This is a genomic window from Pseudarthrobacter phenanthrenivorans (assembly GCF_000813845.1).
Classification (GTDB): domain Bacteria; phylum Actinomycetota; class Actinomycetes; order Actinomycetales; family Micrococcaceae; genus Arthrobacter; species Arthrobacter phenanthrenivorans_B.
Genome location: NZ_JWTB01000024.1, coordinates 55,415 through 70,279, shown reverse-complemented (window position 1 = coordinate 70,279; position 14,865 = coordinate 55,415). Strand labels below are relative to the sequence as shown.

Here is a 14,865-nt window from a genome sequence, read left to right as displayed (position 1 = left end):
GCTCAAGCCTCTGTGTAGGGGAGGAAGGCCGAAACCTGGAAGCCCCCGCCAGCGGCCGGGCGGGCCACCAAGGATCCATCGTAAAGGTTGATGCGCTCCCGCATGCCGCGCAGCCCGTTGCCGGAGGTTTCCCCGCCGCTGGCCGCGCGATCGGCAGATGCGCCCCGGCCGTCGTCGTGCACGTCGATCTGGAGCCCCCGCTGCTGCCACCGGACCGACGCCCGTGCCTGGGCTTGCGGGCCTGCATGCTTGAGGACGTTTGTCAGGGATTCCTGGAGGACCCGGTATGCCGTGAGTTCAGCTCCCGGAGGCAGCGTGCGCCGGGGGTATCCCAGCTGTTCGACGTCCACCGGCAGTCCGGCCGCGCGGAACCCCTGGAACAGGTCATCGAGGTCAGCAAGCCCGGGCAAGGGGCGGGTACTGGATTCATCGCCGTGCCGCAGTACACCCAGCAGCCGGCGCATTTCCGCCAGCGATGCCCGTGCCGTGGCGGCGACCGTGCCCAGCGTTTCCGTGGCCACGGCCGGGTTGGCCGCTGCGGCGTACCGTGCACCGTCGGACTGGGTAATGATCACGGACAGGGAATGCGCCACGATGTCGTGCATCTCACGGGCAATGTGCGCGCGTTCATCGGCGGCGGCCAGGGAGCGTTCCTGCTGCTGTTCGATTTCAAGCCGGCGGGCACGGTCCGCGAGGGTCTGCAGCTGCTGGCGGCGGACACGTGTCAAGTCCCCGAGGGTCCAGCTGAACAGCACCAGCATCCAGATGAGGACGGTGTACACGGCACTGATGGTGAGGCCCAGCACGCCCGTCTCGGCGGTGCTGCTGACGTTTCGGGTGGTTAGCAGCACGCCGCCCAGCAGGCCCAGGCCCAGGACCGGGCGGCTGGCCCAGGCAGGACCGTAGGCGGCAACGGCGTAGATGATCAGCGGAACAGCCATCAATCCCGCCAGGGGCTCCAGCCCGGTTGCCCACAGTGCCAGTGACGCCAGCACGGTGGCGGCGGCCGCGGGCACCGGCCGGGTGCGTCGCCATGCCAGCGGCACCACCAGGGCGCTGGACAGCACGAAGTGCCAGGGGCGGTCCGCCAGGAGGTACACCGGGCCGCAGAAGAGCAGGAGCGCCAGCATGAAAACCAGGTCCACCCGGAACGTGTTGACCCGGAGCCAGTGATAAGCCTTGTGCCGTAATTCCACCCCGGAACTCTATGCCGTTACGGTGGCGCGTGCCTCATGCCTGGGGCTGATCTCTGGGCACCTCGGCCGGACTCCACCGTGGCCGAGTGTCGAGTGTCCGAAATATGGGATGGCTTGCTCACCATATGGATATCTTGGCTACCCTGAAAACATGAGCGCATCCTCCATCGATCTTGCAGTTATTCCCGGCGACGGCATCGGCCCCGAGGTCATTGCCGAAGCCCTCAAAGTTCTGGAAAAGGCTGTGGCCGCGGAGGGTGTGGAGCTCAAGCCCACGCACTACGAACTAGGTGCCGAGCACTGGCTGCGCACCGGCGAAACCCTTCCGGACCATGTGCTGGCGGACCTGAAGACCCGCGACGCCATCCTTTTCGGCGCAGTCGGGGCCGCTCCCGGTGACACCCGGATCCCGTCCGGCATCATCGAGCGTGAACTGCTCCTCAAGCTCCGCTTCAGCCTGGACCACTACGTTAACCTGCGCCCCTCCCGGCTGTACGGAACCGTCGGCAGCCCGCTCGCCAACCCCGGCACCATCGACTTCATCGTGGTCCGCGAAGGTACCGAAGGCCCCTACGTCGGGAACGGCGGCACCCTGCGCTCCGGCACCCCGCATGAGGTTGCCACCGAGGTTTCGCTGAACACCGCGCACGGCGTGGAGCGCGTTGTCCGCGACGCGTTCCGCCGCGCCAGCGCCCGGGAGCGCAAGCACGTCACCCTGGTGCACAAGCACAACGTCCTGGTCTTCGCCGGCCACCTGTGGAAGCGCACCGTCGAAGCCGTGGCACAGGAGTTCCCCGAGGTCACCCACGACTACCTGCACGTGGACGCCGCCACCATCTTCATGGTGACGGACCCGTCCCGCTTCGATGTCATCGTCACAGACAACCTGTTCGGCGATATCATCACCGACCTCGCCGCGGCCATCACCGGCGGCATCGGCCTGGCGGCCTCCGGCAACATCAACATGGACCGCACCGCGCCGTCCATGTTCGAACCGGTCCACGGCTCCGCGCCGGATATTGCCGGCCAGGGCAAGGCCGACCCCACCGCGGCCATCCTCTCCGCGGCCCTCCTGCTGGACCACCTGGGCTACACCGAAGCCGCCCGGAGGATCGAAGCCGCCGTGGTTGCCGACGTCGAAAAGCGCGACGGCACCGCACGCGGCACCAGCGCCATCGGCGACGCCATCGCCGCCGGCCTCTAGCCCGCGCCGGGGCCTCCGGCATCGGGCGTAAGCTTGTCTCGAATCACCAAATGCCGCCCCGCCGTTCAGCGCTGAACCAAGGGCGGCCGATCGTGGAGGAACCATGACCCAGACCGCCCATGGCGTCGAATTCACCCGGCAGCCTTCGGCCAACCCGAAGTCCGCCGAAGAGCGTGCAGCCATCCTGGCAAACCCGGGATTCGGCAACTACTTCACCGACCACACCGCCGTCGTCGACTACAGCGTTGACGCGGACGGCAACGGCGGCTGGCACGATGCCCGGATCGAACCGTACGGTCCGATCGTCCTGGACCCCTCCGCCGCCGTCTTCCACTACGGCCAGGAGATTTTCGAAGGGCTGAAGGCCTACCGGCACGCCGACGGCTCCGTCTGGACCTTCCGGCCGGAGGCCAACGCGGCGCGGCTGAACAAGTCCGCCCGCCGCCTGGCGCTGCCGGAACTGCCGGCCGAGTACTTCCTCGGCGCCATCCGTGAACTGGTGGCCGTCGACAAGGAATGGGTGCCCTCCGGCGACGGCGAGGCCCTCTACCTGCGGCCCTTCATGATCGCCACCGAGGCCTTCCTGGGCGTGCGCGCCGCCCGCGAGGTGTCCTTCCGCGTCATCGCCTCACCCGCCGGCAACTACTTCGGCGGCGAGCTGAAGCCCGTCTCCATCTGGATCTCGCGGCAGTACGCCCGCGCCGGCCGCGGCGGCACCGGCGACGCCAAGTGCGGCGGCAACTATGCGGCCTCGCTCATCGCGCAGCAGGAGGCGGAGGCCAACGGCTGCAAGCAGGTCCTCTTCCTTGACCACTTCAATGATGACGCCGTGGAAGAACTGGGCGGCATGAACGTGTTCTTCGTGATGAAGGACGCTTCCCTCGTTACGCCTGCCCTCACCGGCACCATCCTGGAAGGCGTCACCCGGATGTCGGTGATCCAGGTGGCCAAGGACATGGGCCGCGAGGTCGCGGAGCGGAAGATCACCCTGGACGAGTGGCGCGACGGCGTTGCCTCCGGCGACATCACCGAGGTCTTCGCCTGTGGCACCGCAGCCGTGATCACCCCAATTGGCGTCCTCAAGGACGCCACCGAGTTCATCGGCTCCGAGGACGCGAAAGCGGGGGAGACCACCATGGCCATCCGGGAAAAGCTCCTGGGCATCCAGACCGGCGCAGAGCCGGACACCCACGGCTGGCTGACCCGCCTGGCCTAGTCCTCCTCGCAGGACGTACGACGGCGCCTGCCGGGCTTTGGTCCCGGCAGGCGCCGTTTCCGTCTGCAAGGATGGGTCAGTGACCTCTGTTTTCGGCCCCGGCCTGCAGCGCAGCTCCCCGCTCTCGCAGTTCATCCTTGCCCCGAACCCAGGCCCCATGAGCCTGGACGGCACCAACTCCTACGTCCTGGCCGCCCCCGGCCAAGCCACCGTGGTGGTCGTCGACCCCGGCCCGGCGGACGAAACGCACCTGCGGGCACTTGCCGGTGCCGGCGCCGTCGAACTCATCCTGGTGACCCACCGCCATGCCGACCACACCGCCGGCTCCGCCCGCCTGCACGCAGTGACCGGGGCGCCGGTCCGGGCCGCGGACCCCACCCGCTGCCACGGCGGGGGAGAGCCCCTGGCCCACGGGGATGTCCTCCGGGCAGCCGGGGTGGAGATCACAGTCCTGGCCACGCCCGGCCACACCTCGGACTCCGTCTGCTTCCACCTGCCCGCGGACGGACCGGCCGGTTCGGTGCTGACCGGCGACACCGTCCTGGGCCGCGGAACCACCGTCCTGGACTATCCCGACGGCACGCTGGGCGACTACCTTGCCTCGCTGGACCGGCTCGAGGCGCTCGGGCCGGCCACCGTCCTCCCGGCGCACGGCCCGGCCCTGCCGTCCCTTGAAGCCATCGCGCGCAGTTATCGGGCACACCGGGAGGAACGGCTGGCCCAGATCCGCGCGGTGCTGCACCGGCTGGGCCGCGACGCGTCCGTCGGCGACGTCACTGACGCCGTCTATGCCGACGTCGGGCCTTCCGTCCGGCGTGCTGCCGAACTCTCCGTGGCCGCGCAGCTTTCCTACCTGCGCGGCGGCGACGGGCAGGGCGCTGCCGCTGGGACGGTAGGGTAGGAGCCATGCGTATTGCCAGGTTTGTAGTCGATTCCGATCCCCTGTACGGCGTTGTGGAAGGTGAACCGGGCAGTGAGGAAATCACTGTCATCCACGGCGACCCCTTCTTCAACGGAGTGGAGCGCACCTCCGTGCGGCACAAGCTGGAGGACGTCCGGCTGCTGGCCCCGATCATCCCCCGTAGCAAGGTGATTGGCGTCGGCCGGAACTTCGTGGAGCACGCCCGCGAACTGGGCAACGAGCTGCCCGCCCAGCCGCTGCTGTTCCTCAAGCCGAACACCGCCGTCGTGGGTCCGAACGACCCCGTCGTGCTGCCCGAATTCTCCGAGGAAGTCTCCTTCGAAGCCGAACTCTGCGTGGTGATCGGCCGCATCTGCAAGGACGTTCCGGAAGACCGCGTGGACGACGTCATCTTCGGGTACACCTGCGGCAACGACCTCACCGCACGCGACGTGCAGAAAACGGACCTGCAGTGGACGCGCGCCAAGGGCTTCGACACGTCCGCCCCGCTGGGGCCCTGGATCGAGACCGACCTGGACACGGAGGACCTGCAGATCCAGGGCAGGCTCAATGGCGAGGTGCGCCAGGACGGCAGCACCAGCCAGATGATCCGCGGCGTCCGCGAACTGGTGTCCATCGTCTCGCAGGCGTTTACCCTGCTCCCTGGCGACGTGATCATGACCGGTACCCCTGCCGGAGTGGGGCTGGTCAAGGAGGGCGACCGCTTCGAGGTCGAAATCGAAGGGATCGGGCGGCTCTCCAACCCCATCGTCCGCCGCTAGGCAGGGCCGCCGGCGGGAAGGAGGCACCCGGGCAGGCGGGTAAAGTTGAAGCCACTATGAGTATCGCTTCTTCGTCACCTGCCGCCTCCATCCCGCCCGTCACCGCAGAAACCCCCGTCCGGGTGCGTTTCTGCCCCTCTCCCACGGGCACCCCGCACGTGGGGCTGATCCGGACCGCGCTGTTCAACTGGGCCTACGCCCGCCATACCAAGGGCACGCTGGTCTTCCGGATCGAGGACACGGACGCGGCACGGGACAGCGAGGAGAGCTACCACCAGCTGTTGGACGCGCTGAAGTGGCTGGGCATCGACTGGGACGAGGGCGTTGAGGTGGGTGGCCCGCACGAGCCGTACCGGCAGTCCCAGCGCGGCGACATCTACCAGGACGTCATCAAGCGGCTGCACGACGGTGGCTTCATCTACGAATCCTTCTCCACCCCGGAGGAGATCGAGGCGCGCCACCGTGCCGCCGGCCGGGACCCCAAGCTTGGCTACGACGGCTTTGACCGGCACCTGACCGAAGAGCAGCTGGCGCAGTACCGGGCAGAGGGCCGGCAGGCAGTCCTCCGCCTGCGCATGCCGGACGAGGACATCACCTTCACCGACCTGGTCCGCGGCGACATCACGTTCAAGGCCGGATCCGTGCCCGACTTCGCCGTGGTGCGCGCCAACGGCGCCCCGCTCTACACGCTGGTCAACCCGGTGGATGATGCACTCATGGGCATCACCCATGTCCTGCGCGGCGAGGACCTGCTCAGCTCGACGCCCCGGCAGATCGCCCTCTACCGGGCGCTCTACGCCATCGGCGTTGCCGAGTACATGCCGGAGTTCGGCCACCTGCCCTACGTGATGGGCCAGGGCAACAAGAAGCTCTCCAAGCGTGACCCCGAGTCCAGCCTCTTCCTGCACCGCGAGCGGGGCTTCATCCCCGAAGGCCTGCTGAACTACCTCTCCCTGCTGGGCTGGTCCCTGAGCGCGGACGAGGACATCTTCACCGTCGAGCAGCTCGTGGAGCACTTCGACATCCACGACGTCCTGGGCAACCCGGCCCGCTTCGACCTGAAGAAGGCCGAAGCCATCAACGGCACCCACGTCCGGATGCTCGAGCCCACGGTGTTCCGCGACCGCGTGGCGCACTACCTGCGCGAAGCGGACCTGGTGGGGGAAATCCTGACGGACCGCGAGGAAGAGATCCTCACCGAGGCCGCGCCCCTGATCCAGGAGCGCATCACGCTGCTGGGTGAAGCCCCGGACATGCTCGCCTTCCTGTTCAAGGCCGACGACGCCATCGATATTGCCGATGACGCCCGCAAGGGCCTGCCGGCCAACCTTCCCGAGGTGCTCGATGCCGCCATCGCCGCACTGGAACCGCTGGCGGAATGGACGGCGGAGAACATCCAGTCCGCCCTGAAGCAGGCCCTCGTGGAAGACATGGGGATCAAGCCGCGCCTTGCCTTCGGCCCCGTGCGGACCGCAGTCTCCGGCCGCCGCGTGTCGCCGCCGCTGTTCGAGTCCATGGTGATCCTGGGCAAGGAGTCTTCCCTGCGCCGGCTCCGCGCCTTCCGCGGCTGATGACGGCTCCCAGCGAGGCACCGGCCGGAACCCCGGATATCCGCTTCGGCGTTGTCCGCGGTGTCCTGTTCGATATTGACGACACCCTGGTGGACCTCGAGTACTCCATGACCACCGCCCTGCGGGAGGTCAGCGAACATCTCCTGCCCGGCCTGGACCAGGCCGGGTGGGAGCGGTTCGGGCGTATTTTCACCCACGAAACAACGCATTACTACGACCGGTACTTGGCCGGGGAGATCACGTTCAACGAGCAGCGGCTGCTTCGGGGCAGGGCAGCCTTGGGCCACTTCGGCGTTGACCTTTCCGACGGCGAGGAATCACACCAGTGGCTGACCGCCTATATGGAAAAGCAGCCTGCCTACGTCAAGCCGTTTCCGGATGTGGCGCCCCTGCTGGATGCACTGGACCGCGCCGGGATCCCCTACGGTGCCGTGAGCAACAACGTCCACGACTACCAGCGGGCCAAGCTGGACGGTGCCGGCCTGGAGCGCGTCAAGCACCTGGTGGGGACGGACACCCTCGGCGTCGCCAAACCCGACCCGGCGATCTACCTCGAAGGCGTCCGCCTGCTCGGCACCAGCCCTGCCGAAACACTTTACGTGGGTGACAACCGCCTCCTGGATGCGGAAGGGTCGACGGCGGCAGGGCTGGCAGGCGTGTGGCTCAACAGGGCGGGTGAAGTTGTTGAGGGCTTCGACGGCACCGCCGTCAGCACCCTGGCCGATCTTCTCCCGCTGTTCCTTCGATAACAGCCCCGGGCTACGCGCGGGGCCGCAGGGCCCGCCGCCGCAGGACCAGGTACGCCACGGCCGCAACGGCCACCAGGCACCCGACCAGCAACAGCGCCACGGCCGGGTTGTCCAGCCATGATGACGGCGACACGGCCGCCACCTTGGTGTGCAGTTCCTTGGTGCCGGCGGCGATCCGTGCATTGCCGTCGGCGAGCTTTCCGGCCCCGTCAGCGAGTTTGCCCGACCCGTCATCCAGCTTGCTGTTGCCGTCGGCGAGCTGCCCGGTTCCATCGGCCAGCCGCGCTGAACCTGACTGCAGTTGGCCGGTTCCACCACTGAGGGCCACGGTGCCGTCCGCGAGCGCCTGGGTTCCCGCCAGCAGGCCGGGGTCCGCCGGATCGCCGCCGCCATTGATTCCCGCGCTGAGCCTGATAGTCCCGTCCTGGAGGTTGTTGGCGGCATAAATCAGCCCGGGGCGGTCCGGATCGCCCGGCACGCCGTCCATACCCACCCGGATCTTCGCCGTTCCCTCGGCCAGCATGGAGGTACCCAGCACCACGCCTGGGTTCTGCGGGTCTGTCGCATTAAGCTTTTCCGCCAGGGTTGCGAAGCCTGCCTTCAGCCGCCCCGCACCAGTGTCCAGCTGGCTGGCTCCCGTGCTCACCCTGGCCGTTCCTGACTTCAGCTGACCAGCGCCGTCATTGAGCTTTGCTGCCCCCGCATCAAGCTGGGCCGCCCCTGCGAAGGCCCGCCGCCCGCCGTCGGCAAGCTTGGCAATCTGGTCCTTGACCACCGCAAGCGGCACCAGGCCCCCTGGGCCGTTGGCGGCGGCCTCGAGCTGGTCCAGGCCCTGGCTGAGCGCGGCGAGTCCATCGCCCTTGGTGGGGTCGTTGCCGGCTCCGGGATAACCCTTCAGCTGGGCTGTGCCGTTTTTCAGTGTTGCAGTCCCGGCGGCCAGGCCCGCTGCGCCGGCGTCCAGCTGGGCCGCACCCGCCGCGAGCTGCCCACTGCCCGCCGCCAGCTGCCCCGCACCGTCGGCAAGGTTGTCCGGCGCGTTGCCGGCCTGCGTGGGCGTCAGGGCTGCGGAGAGGGCGACGGCGCCTGCCTGCAGTTTCCGAGCCCCGTCATCCACTCGGTAGACGCCGGGCACCAGCTTGTTCAGGACGTCGTTCTGAAGCTTCGTGGTGCCGGCGTGCAGCTTGTCCACCCCTGGGGCAAGCTGGTCCCTGACGCCGGAGAAAATCCTGCCGGCGCCCGCCTGGAGGGCTGATGCCCCGGCGTTGAGTGCAGAGCTGCCTTCCTTGATTTTGGCGGCGCCGTCCTCCACCTGGGCTGCACCTTTGTTTGCTGCCCCCGCGCCGGTGGCAAGCTGGCCTGAACCATCCTTGAGCTGGGCAGCTCCGGAGGCCGCCTGCTCGGCGCCGTCCATCAGCTGGGCGGCTCCGTGTGAGATCTGGCCTGTGAGGTAGGTGTAGAAGGCTATGAACAGGGCCAGCAGCACGGAGAGCGCGATGATGGCGATCGGTCTGGACCGGGTTCCGGGCTTGGTTACTGCCATGGTTTCAGTGCGGGTTGTCAACGCTGACACTTCCTAACTTTCCGCCGGACGACGCTGCCCGGGGGTATGGACCGTGGGTGGTAAGGCGTTCCCGTTTCCTCGTGGGGGCCCGCTCAACAGGGCCGGGGGAGTTGTTACCGATGGGTAACTTACTCGAGGGTAACCATAGCCGCGGGCCGGTCGCAAGGGTTGCGGCGGATCGGCCGCCGAAGGAATCTTCTGCCCGGGCGCGTCCCGATTTGTGCCAGCCGAAAGTCTCGGGTAAAGTAATTTCTCGTGCTGAGGCGCACGGAGCAGGGAAAATGCCCTGAAAACCGGCCCGAAAGTGCCATTGGGATATGGTGTAATTGGCAACACTACGGTTTCTGGTACCGTCATTCTAGGTTCGAGTCCTGGTATCCCAGCTCTGGTTTGAAGGCTGATTTTCAGCCCCAAAGCAGCAGGTTTCCAGCCGGTCCGCCGATTTGAAACCATAGCGAGGTGTGTGAAATACTCACTGAGCTTGAACAGCGGAAAGGCTGTCAAAAGTACCTGGCCCCATCGTATAGCGGCCTAGTACGCCGCCCTCTCACGGCGGTAACGCGGGTTCGAATCCCGCTGGGGTCACCAACAGAATGGTCCCGGGCAACAGCCCGGGACCATTTTTTTATCCCCAAAAACAGAGCCTGTTGGCCCAGACGCCCCATCACGTCCCGCCGTATTTTTGGGAACGCCCCATCAGTTCCTGCCGGCTTTGTGGGAACGCCCCATCACGTCCCGCCGTGTTTTTGGGAACGCCCCATCACGTCCCGCCGTGTTTTTGGGAACGCCCCATCACGTCCGTCTGGAGACGCGCGGGAAATCCCCGCCGGTCGACACGCCGGCTCCGGTCCCCTCAACGCCCCAATGGCATGATGTTGCTGTGACCTCCCACAACGAGCACGGCCCTATCCTGCCGGAGCAGCACACCGCGGCGGCGTTGGCGCTGCTGGAGGAGATCCGCGGCGGCCTGGACAATGTGTCGCTGCCGCTTGCCCTGCCCGGCGTGGACCGGGTGCGCAGGGAAACCACGGCAGCACTGGCCCAGCTGGATGACTACATCCTTCCCCGGTACCGCAGCCTGGACGCCCCGCTGCTCGCCGTCGTCGGCGGTTCCACCGGCGCCGGCAAGTCCACCCTGGTGAACGCCCTCGTGGGGCATTCCGTTACCAGGGCCGGCGCCATCCGGCCCACCACCCGCCAGCCCATCCTGCTGCACAACCCCGCGGAGGCCACGTGGTTCGAGGGCCCGCGCGTCCTGCCTGGCCTGGCCCGGATCCGCGGAACCCTCGCCGGCAGTCCCGTCCCGGCCAACCCGCCCGGTGAACCGGCCGGTGCCGCCGCGTCGCTGGTGCTGCTCGCCGACCCCGCCGTCCCTGCAGGGATCGCCCTGCTCGATGCCCCCGACGTCGATTCCATCGCAGACCAGAACCGCCTGCTGGCCGGTCAACTGTTGGCTGCAGCCGACTTGTGGATCTTCGTCACCACCGCCAACCGGTATGCAGACGCCGTCCCGTGGAAGCTCCTGCTCGACGCCGCTGCCCGGGACATCACCGTTGCCGTGGTGCTGGACCGCGTGCCGCCGGGAGCCGGGCAGGAGGTGGGCCAGGACCTCCGCGGACTCCTCGACCGCGAAGGGCTGGGCGGAAGCCGGCTGTTCACCATCGCCGAAACCGTCCTGGAGCCGGGTGGAATGCTGCCTGCCGGCGCGGCCAATGAACTGCGGGAGTGGCTGGCGGCACTGGCTGCCGACGCCGCCGGGCGGGCCTCGGTGGCGCGCCGGACGCTGAACGGCACCGTCCGGGCCTTGGCCGGGCGCGTGGCCGGAATCGCCGGGGCGGTCCGTGAACAGGACAATGCGGCTGCCCGCCTCGAAGCCGACGCCGCCGCGGCCTACGCGGATGCCGCCAACCGAATCCTGGAAGCCACCCGCGACGGTGCCCTGCTGCGGGGGGAAGTGCTGGCCCGCTGGCAGGACTTTGTGGGCACGGGGGAGTTCTTCCGCGCCCTTGAACAGAACGTGGGCCGTTTCAGGGACCGGCTCGGAGCCTTCTTCCGCGGCGAGCCTGCCCCGGCAGTGCGCGTTGAGGCTGCCATCGAAACCGGATTGCAGGCGGTAATCGTGGACGAAGCAGCAAACGCCGCGGAAGATACCGACCGGCGCTGGCGTTCCGACCCTGCCGGCCGCCAGTTGCTGGGTGCGGAGGACCTCTCCGGAACGGGACCGGGTTTCGCGGACCGCGCGGCAGCCGAAATCCGCGCCTGGCAGGAAGCGCTCATGGAATTGATCCGCACCGAGGGCCAGGGAAAACGGACCCAGGCGCGGTGGCTGTCCTTCGGCATCAACGGGCTGGGGGCTGCACTCATGATTGTGGTGTTTTCGATGACCGCCGGACTGACCGGCCTCGAAATCGGCGTGGCGGGGGGAACTGCCGTGGTGGGCCAGCGCCTGCTGGAGGCTGTCTTCGGGGAGGATGCCGTTCGCCGCATGGCAGACAAGGCACGTGAGGACCTTGCCAGGCGCTGCCGGCAACTCCTGGCGGATGAACAGCAAAAGTTCCTGCAGCGACTGCCTGCCGAGGACCCGGCCCGGGCCCAGCGGCTGGCCGCCCAGGCCAGGGACCTCGCCCGGCTGGCGGAGAGCGCGTGAGCCGCCACTCCGGAGCCCGGGAGTCCACCCGGCTGGACGGCCGGCTCCAGGCGCTCGAGGACGCCCGGGAGCTGGGAGAGGGAATCCTTCCGGATGACGCACTGCGGCAGGTCTTTGACGTCCTGGAGCGCGCCAGTTCCCGCCGGTCGTTGTCTGCCGACCACATCGTGGTGGGTTTCTTCGGGGCAACGGGCAGCGGCAAGTCCTCCCTGTTCAATGCCGTCAGCGGGGCGGAGATTGCGACGGCGGCAGCCCGCCGGCCCACTACATCGGAACCGCTGGCAGGTGTCTGGGGAGCAGCGGGCAGCGAGGCCCTCCTGGACTGGCTGGAGGTGGGAAACCGGCACCACGCGGCTCCTGTGGACGGCTTCGCCGACGAGCAGACAGGACTGATCCTGCTGGACCTGCCCGATTTCGACTCAACCCATACGTCCAACCGGGAGATCGTGCAGCGCCTGGTGGGCATGGTGGACGTCATGGTCTGGGTGCTTGACCCGCAAAAATATGCGGATGCTGCCGTCCACCACGGCTTCCTGGCACCGCACGCTTCCCACGGTGCCGTGACCCTCGTGGTCCTGAACCAGATAGACCGGCTGGCCGCCGAGGATGTCCAGCCGGTGCTTGATTCCCTGCACGCGATCCTCGCCGGCGAGGGGCTGGGACAGGTGGGCGTACTTGCCACATCCGCACTCACCGGGGCGGGGATTGAGGACGTCCGGGCAGCCATCCGGAAGGTGGCCGTGCAGCGCCAGGCCCAGTCCCGGCGGCTGGAGGCCGACGTCACGGCTGCGGCGGAGGTCCTGCGGCGTGCTTCCGGTGAAGGCGATGCTGCCGGTGTCCGCCCCGGGGCAAGGACGCGCCTGGCGGAGGAACTTGCCGTGGCGGCCAACGTCCCTGCCGTGGTGCGGGCCGTGGGGCAGTCCTACCGCCTTGAGTCCGTCCGGCGCACCGGCTGGCCCGTGACCCGCTGGCTCGCCAGGTTCCGGGCAGACCCGCTGCGGCGGCTCAATTTGCGCAGCACCTCTCCAGCCGCCGTGAACAGGACCTCATTGCCGCCCGCCGGCGCCCCCGAACGGGCGCGCGCCGATGCGGCAGTCCGGGAATTCGCGGATTCGGCCAGTGAGGGTGCGCCGGGCCCCTGGCGGGCGGCCATCAGGAACGCCGCGCGCACCGGCCGGGACCGGTTGCCCGATGCCCTGGACCAGGCGATTGCCGGGATCGACCTTGGCGCCAACCGCAGGGCCTGGTGGTGGGGCGCCTTCAACGTTGTCCAGTGGCTGGCGCTGCTGACCCTCGTGGGCGGCCTGGGCTGGCTGGGCGTCCTGGCCGGCCTGGGCTACCTCCAGCTGCCGGTCCCCGCGGTGCCGCGCGTTGAGGGGTGGCCGGTGCCCACCCTGATGATTGCCCTCGGCCTGGCGCTGGGAATCCTCCTGGCCGTCACGGGCCGGCTTATTGCGGCAGGAGCTGCCCGGGCGCGGGCGGCAAGGGCACGACGGCGGCTCAACAGTGCCGTTGCGGCAGCGGCCCAGGAACTGGTGGTGACGCCGGTGGCGGAGGAAATTGCCCGGCTGGCAGCCTTCAACAAAGCCCTGAAGAAGGCGGGCGCCGCCTAGGAGTCCGCCAGGGCGGCCGCGGCATCCCGGACCTTGATCAGGGTGCGGAGGTTGCGCGTGGTGGTGGCGGCCTTGAATTTCGACTTTGCGCTGATCTTGCTGAACGGGCTCTCCAGGGTTCCGCCGGCCGGGGCCAGCCAGGCAAGCGCCTCGGGTCCCAGCCGCTGCTGGTCGTGGCCCCCAAGGGCAGCCCCTGCCGCTTCCAGTTCATCCAGCACGGCCGTGTCTGAGGACAGGGTGATGTAGGTATGGGTGGACCTGTCGTCCTCCGGATAAGGGCAGGCGTCGACGAGCCCGGCAACCCGCCCGGCGTCCATGACGACCACCCATGCCTCGTAGCCGAAAGCTGCGCGGAGGCACTGTTCGCACCCGCGCTTCACGGCTGCCGCATCAAGGCTGCTGGAGAGCACCACGTTCCCGCTCGCCAGCAGGGTCTTTGCGTCCGCGAAACCGCAGTTCTTCAGGGCGTCCCTGAGATCCGCCATTTTGATATTGATTCCGCCGACGTTGATGCCGCGGAGGAACACTGCGTAGCTGCCCATGGGCACAGCCTAGCGGCGCAGGAAGCCGGGGGAGCGGAATGAAGCCTCGTTGTTCCTGCGCTAGTCGTTGTTCTTGCGCAGGGCCTCGGTCAGGATGCGGCCGGCATTGCAGACGACTTCGGCGTGCAGGCGACCGGGCTGGCGGGTCAGCCGCTCGATGGGCCCGGAAATGGAGACGGCGGCAATCACCCGGCCGGACGGACCCCGCACGGGTGCCGACACGGAGGCGACTCCCGGCTCGCGTTCGCCAAGGCTCTGGCCCCAGCCCCGCCGTCGTACTCCCGCCAGGACGGTGGGCGTGAAGCGTGCCTGCTGCAGTCCTTCAAGCAGCCGGTCGTGGTCCTCCCATGCCAGCAGGACCTGGGCGGCGGATCCGGCCTTCATGGACAGCTGGGTGCCGACGGGGATGGTGTCGCGCAGGCCGATGGGACGCTCGGCGGACGCGACGCAGACGCGCCAGTCGCCCTGGCGGCGGAAGATCTGGGCGCTTTCGCCGGTGGCATCGCGAAGCTGCATCAGCACCGGCCCGGCGGAGGCGATCAGGCGGTCCTCGCCGGCGGCGGAGGCGAGCTCGACGAGCCTGCTGCCCAGCACGAAGCGGCCCTGGATGTCGCGGCTGACCAGGCGGTGGTGGACCAGCGCGAGGGCGAGGCGGTGGACCGTGGGCCGGGCCAGGCCGGTGGCGGCGACGAGCTGCGCCAGCGTGGTGGGGCCGGCCTCCAGGGCATCGAGCACCTGGGCTGCTTTATCAATGACACCGACTCCACTAGAATTGTCCATGTAATGATATTGCCGTCTCAATATCTGAGATGCAAATCTTTCGGCTGGCGCACCGCGGAGCCGTCCTGATTCAGTTGGACTCATCAGCCAAACAGCAGTGAAG

At 68.3% G+C, this 14,865-nt stretch carries 12 protein-coding genes and 2 tRNA genes; 10 read left to right on the top strand and 4 right to left on the bottom strand.

Features of this window, described 5'->3' with window-relative positions; all coding sequences use genetic code 11:
* Window positions 1-2: 2 nt before the first annotated feature.
* Complete coding sequence (locus RM50_RS12905; RefSeq protein WP_043453257.1) at window positions 3-1,196, bottom strand: sensor histidine kinase; 1,194 nt, start codon at window positions 1,194-1,196, stop codon at window positions 3-5.
* Between the two features lie 151 nt (window positions 1,197-1,347).
* Here RM50_RS12905 and RM50_RS12900 point away from each other — a divergent pair, with 151 nt between their 5' ends.
* The 6 genes from RM50_RS12900 to RM50_RS12875 all read left to right on the top strand — a co-directional run bounded on the left by RM50_RS12900 (window position 1,348) and on the right by RM50_RS12875 (window position 7,619).
* Window positions 1,348-2,400 carry a 3-isopropylmalate dehydrogenase gene (locus RM50_RS12900; protein WP_043453254.1) on the top strand — a complete coding sequence of 351 codons (1,053 nt, stop codon included), beginning with the start codon at window positions 1,348-1,350 and terminating at the stop codon, window positions 2,398-2,400.
* A gap of 103 nt (window positions 2,401-2,503) precedes the next feature.
* Entirely contained in the window at window positions 2,504-3,616 is a 1,113-nt protein-coding gene (locus RM50_RS12895) for a branched-chain amino acid aminotransferase (protein ID WP_043453251.1), read from the top strand.
* A 79-nt stretch (window positions 3,617-3,695) separates the two neighbouring features.
* Window positions 3,696-4,517 (top strand): MBL fold metallo-hydrolase, encoded by an 822-nt coding sequence (locus tag RM50_RS12890; protein ID WP_043453248.1) that lies wholly within the window; start codon window positions 3,696-3,698, stop codon window positions 4,515-4,517.
* 5 nt (window positions 4,518-4,522) lie between these two features.
* A complete protein-coding gene (locus RM50_RS12885) occupies window positions 4,523-5,299 on the top strand; it encodes a fumarylacetoacetate hydrolase family protein (protein ID WP_043453245.1) in 777 nt (258 codons plus the stop codon).
* A 56-nt stretch (window positions 5,300-5,355) separates the two neighbouring features.
* Window positions 5,356-6,870 carry a glutamate--tRNA ligase gene (gene gltX, locus RM50_RS12880; RefSeq protein WP_043453241.1) on the top strand — a complete coding sequence of 505 codons (1,515 nt, stop codon included), beginning with the start codon at window positions 5,356-5,358 and terminating at the stop codon, window positions 6,868-6,870.
* Window positions 6,870-7,619, top strand: a complete 750-nt coding sequence (locus RM50_RS12875) for an HAD family hydrolase (RefSeq protein WP_052260211.1) — start codon at window positions 6,870-6,872, stop codon at window positions 7,617-7,619. Before gltX ends, RM50_RS12875 begins: the two co-directional genes overlap by 1 nt.
* A gap of 10 nt (window positions 7,620-7,629) precedes the next feature.
* Here the strand turns inward: RM50_RS12875 and RM50_RS12870 are convergent, their stop codons facing one another.
* Window positions 7,630-9,159, bottom strand: a complete 1,530-nt coding sequence (locus RM50_RS12870) for a hypothetical protein (RefSeq protein WP_156133884.1) — start codon at window positions 9,157-9,159, stop codon at window positions 7,630-7,632.
* 332 nt (window positions 9,160-9,491) lie between these two features.
* Between RM50_RS12870 and RM50_RS12865 the strand changes: the two genes are divergently transcribed.
* The 4 genes from RM50_RS12865 (at window position 9,492) to RM50_RS12850 (ending at window position 13,440) form a co-directional block, all read left to right on the top strand.
* Window positions 9,492-9,563, top strand: a tRNA-Gln gene (locus RM50_RS12865).
* Between the two features lie 129 nt (window positions 9,564-9,692).
* Window positions 9,693-9,768, top strand: a tRNA-Glu gene (locus tag RM50_RS12860).
* A 292-nt stretch (window positions 9,769-10,060) separates the two neighbouring features.
* A complete protein-coding gene (locus RM50_RS12855; protein WP_052260209.1) occupies window positions 10,061-11,827 on the top strand; it encodes a dynamin family protein in 1,767 nt (588 codons plus the stop codon).
* Window positions 11,824-13,440 carry a GTPase gene (locus tag RM50_RS12850; RefSeq protein WP_043453237.1) on the top strand — a complete coding sequence of 539 codons (1,617 nt, stop codon included), beginning with the start codon at window positions 11,824-11,826 and terminating at the stop codon, window positions 13,438-13,440. The genes RM50_RS12855 and RM50_RS12850 overlap by 4 nt, the downstream gene beginning before the upstream one ends.
* On the opposite strand, the gene RM50_RS12845 is transcribed toward RM50_RS12850, so the two are convergent.
* Together RM50_RS12845 and RM50_RS12840 are read right to left on the bottom strand one after the other, a co-directional pair.
* Window positions 13,437-13,982, bottom strand: a complete 546-nt coding sequence (locus tag RM50_RS12845; RefSeq protein ID WP_043453235.1) for a DUF1697 domain-containing protein — start codon at window positions 13,980-13,982, stop codon at window positions 13,437-13,439. The two genes, RM50_RS12850 and RM50_RS12845, sit on opposite strands and share 4 nt — an antisense overlap.
* Before the next feature lie 60 nt (window positions 13,983-14,042).
* Window positions 14,043-14,762: an IclR family transcriptional regulator gene (locus RM50_RS12840; protein WP_043453233.1), complete on the bottom strand. Its 720-nt coding sequence runs from the start codon at window positions 14,760-14,762 to the stop codon at window positions 14,043-14,045.
* Between the last annotated feature and the right edge of the window lie 103 nt (window positions 14,763-14,865).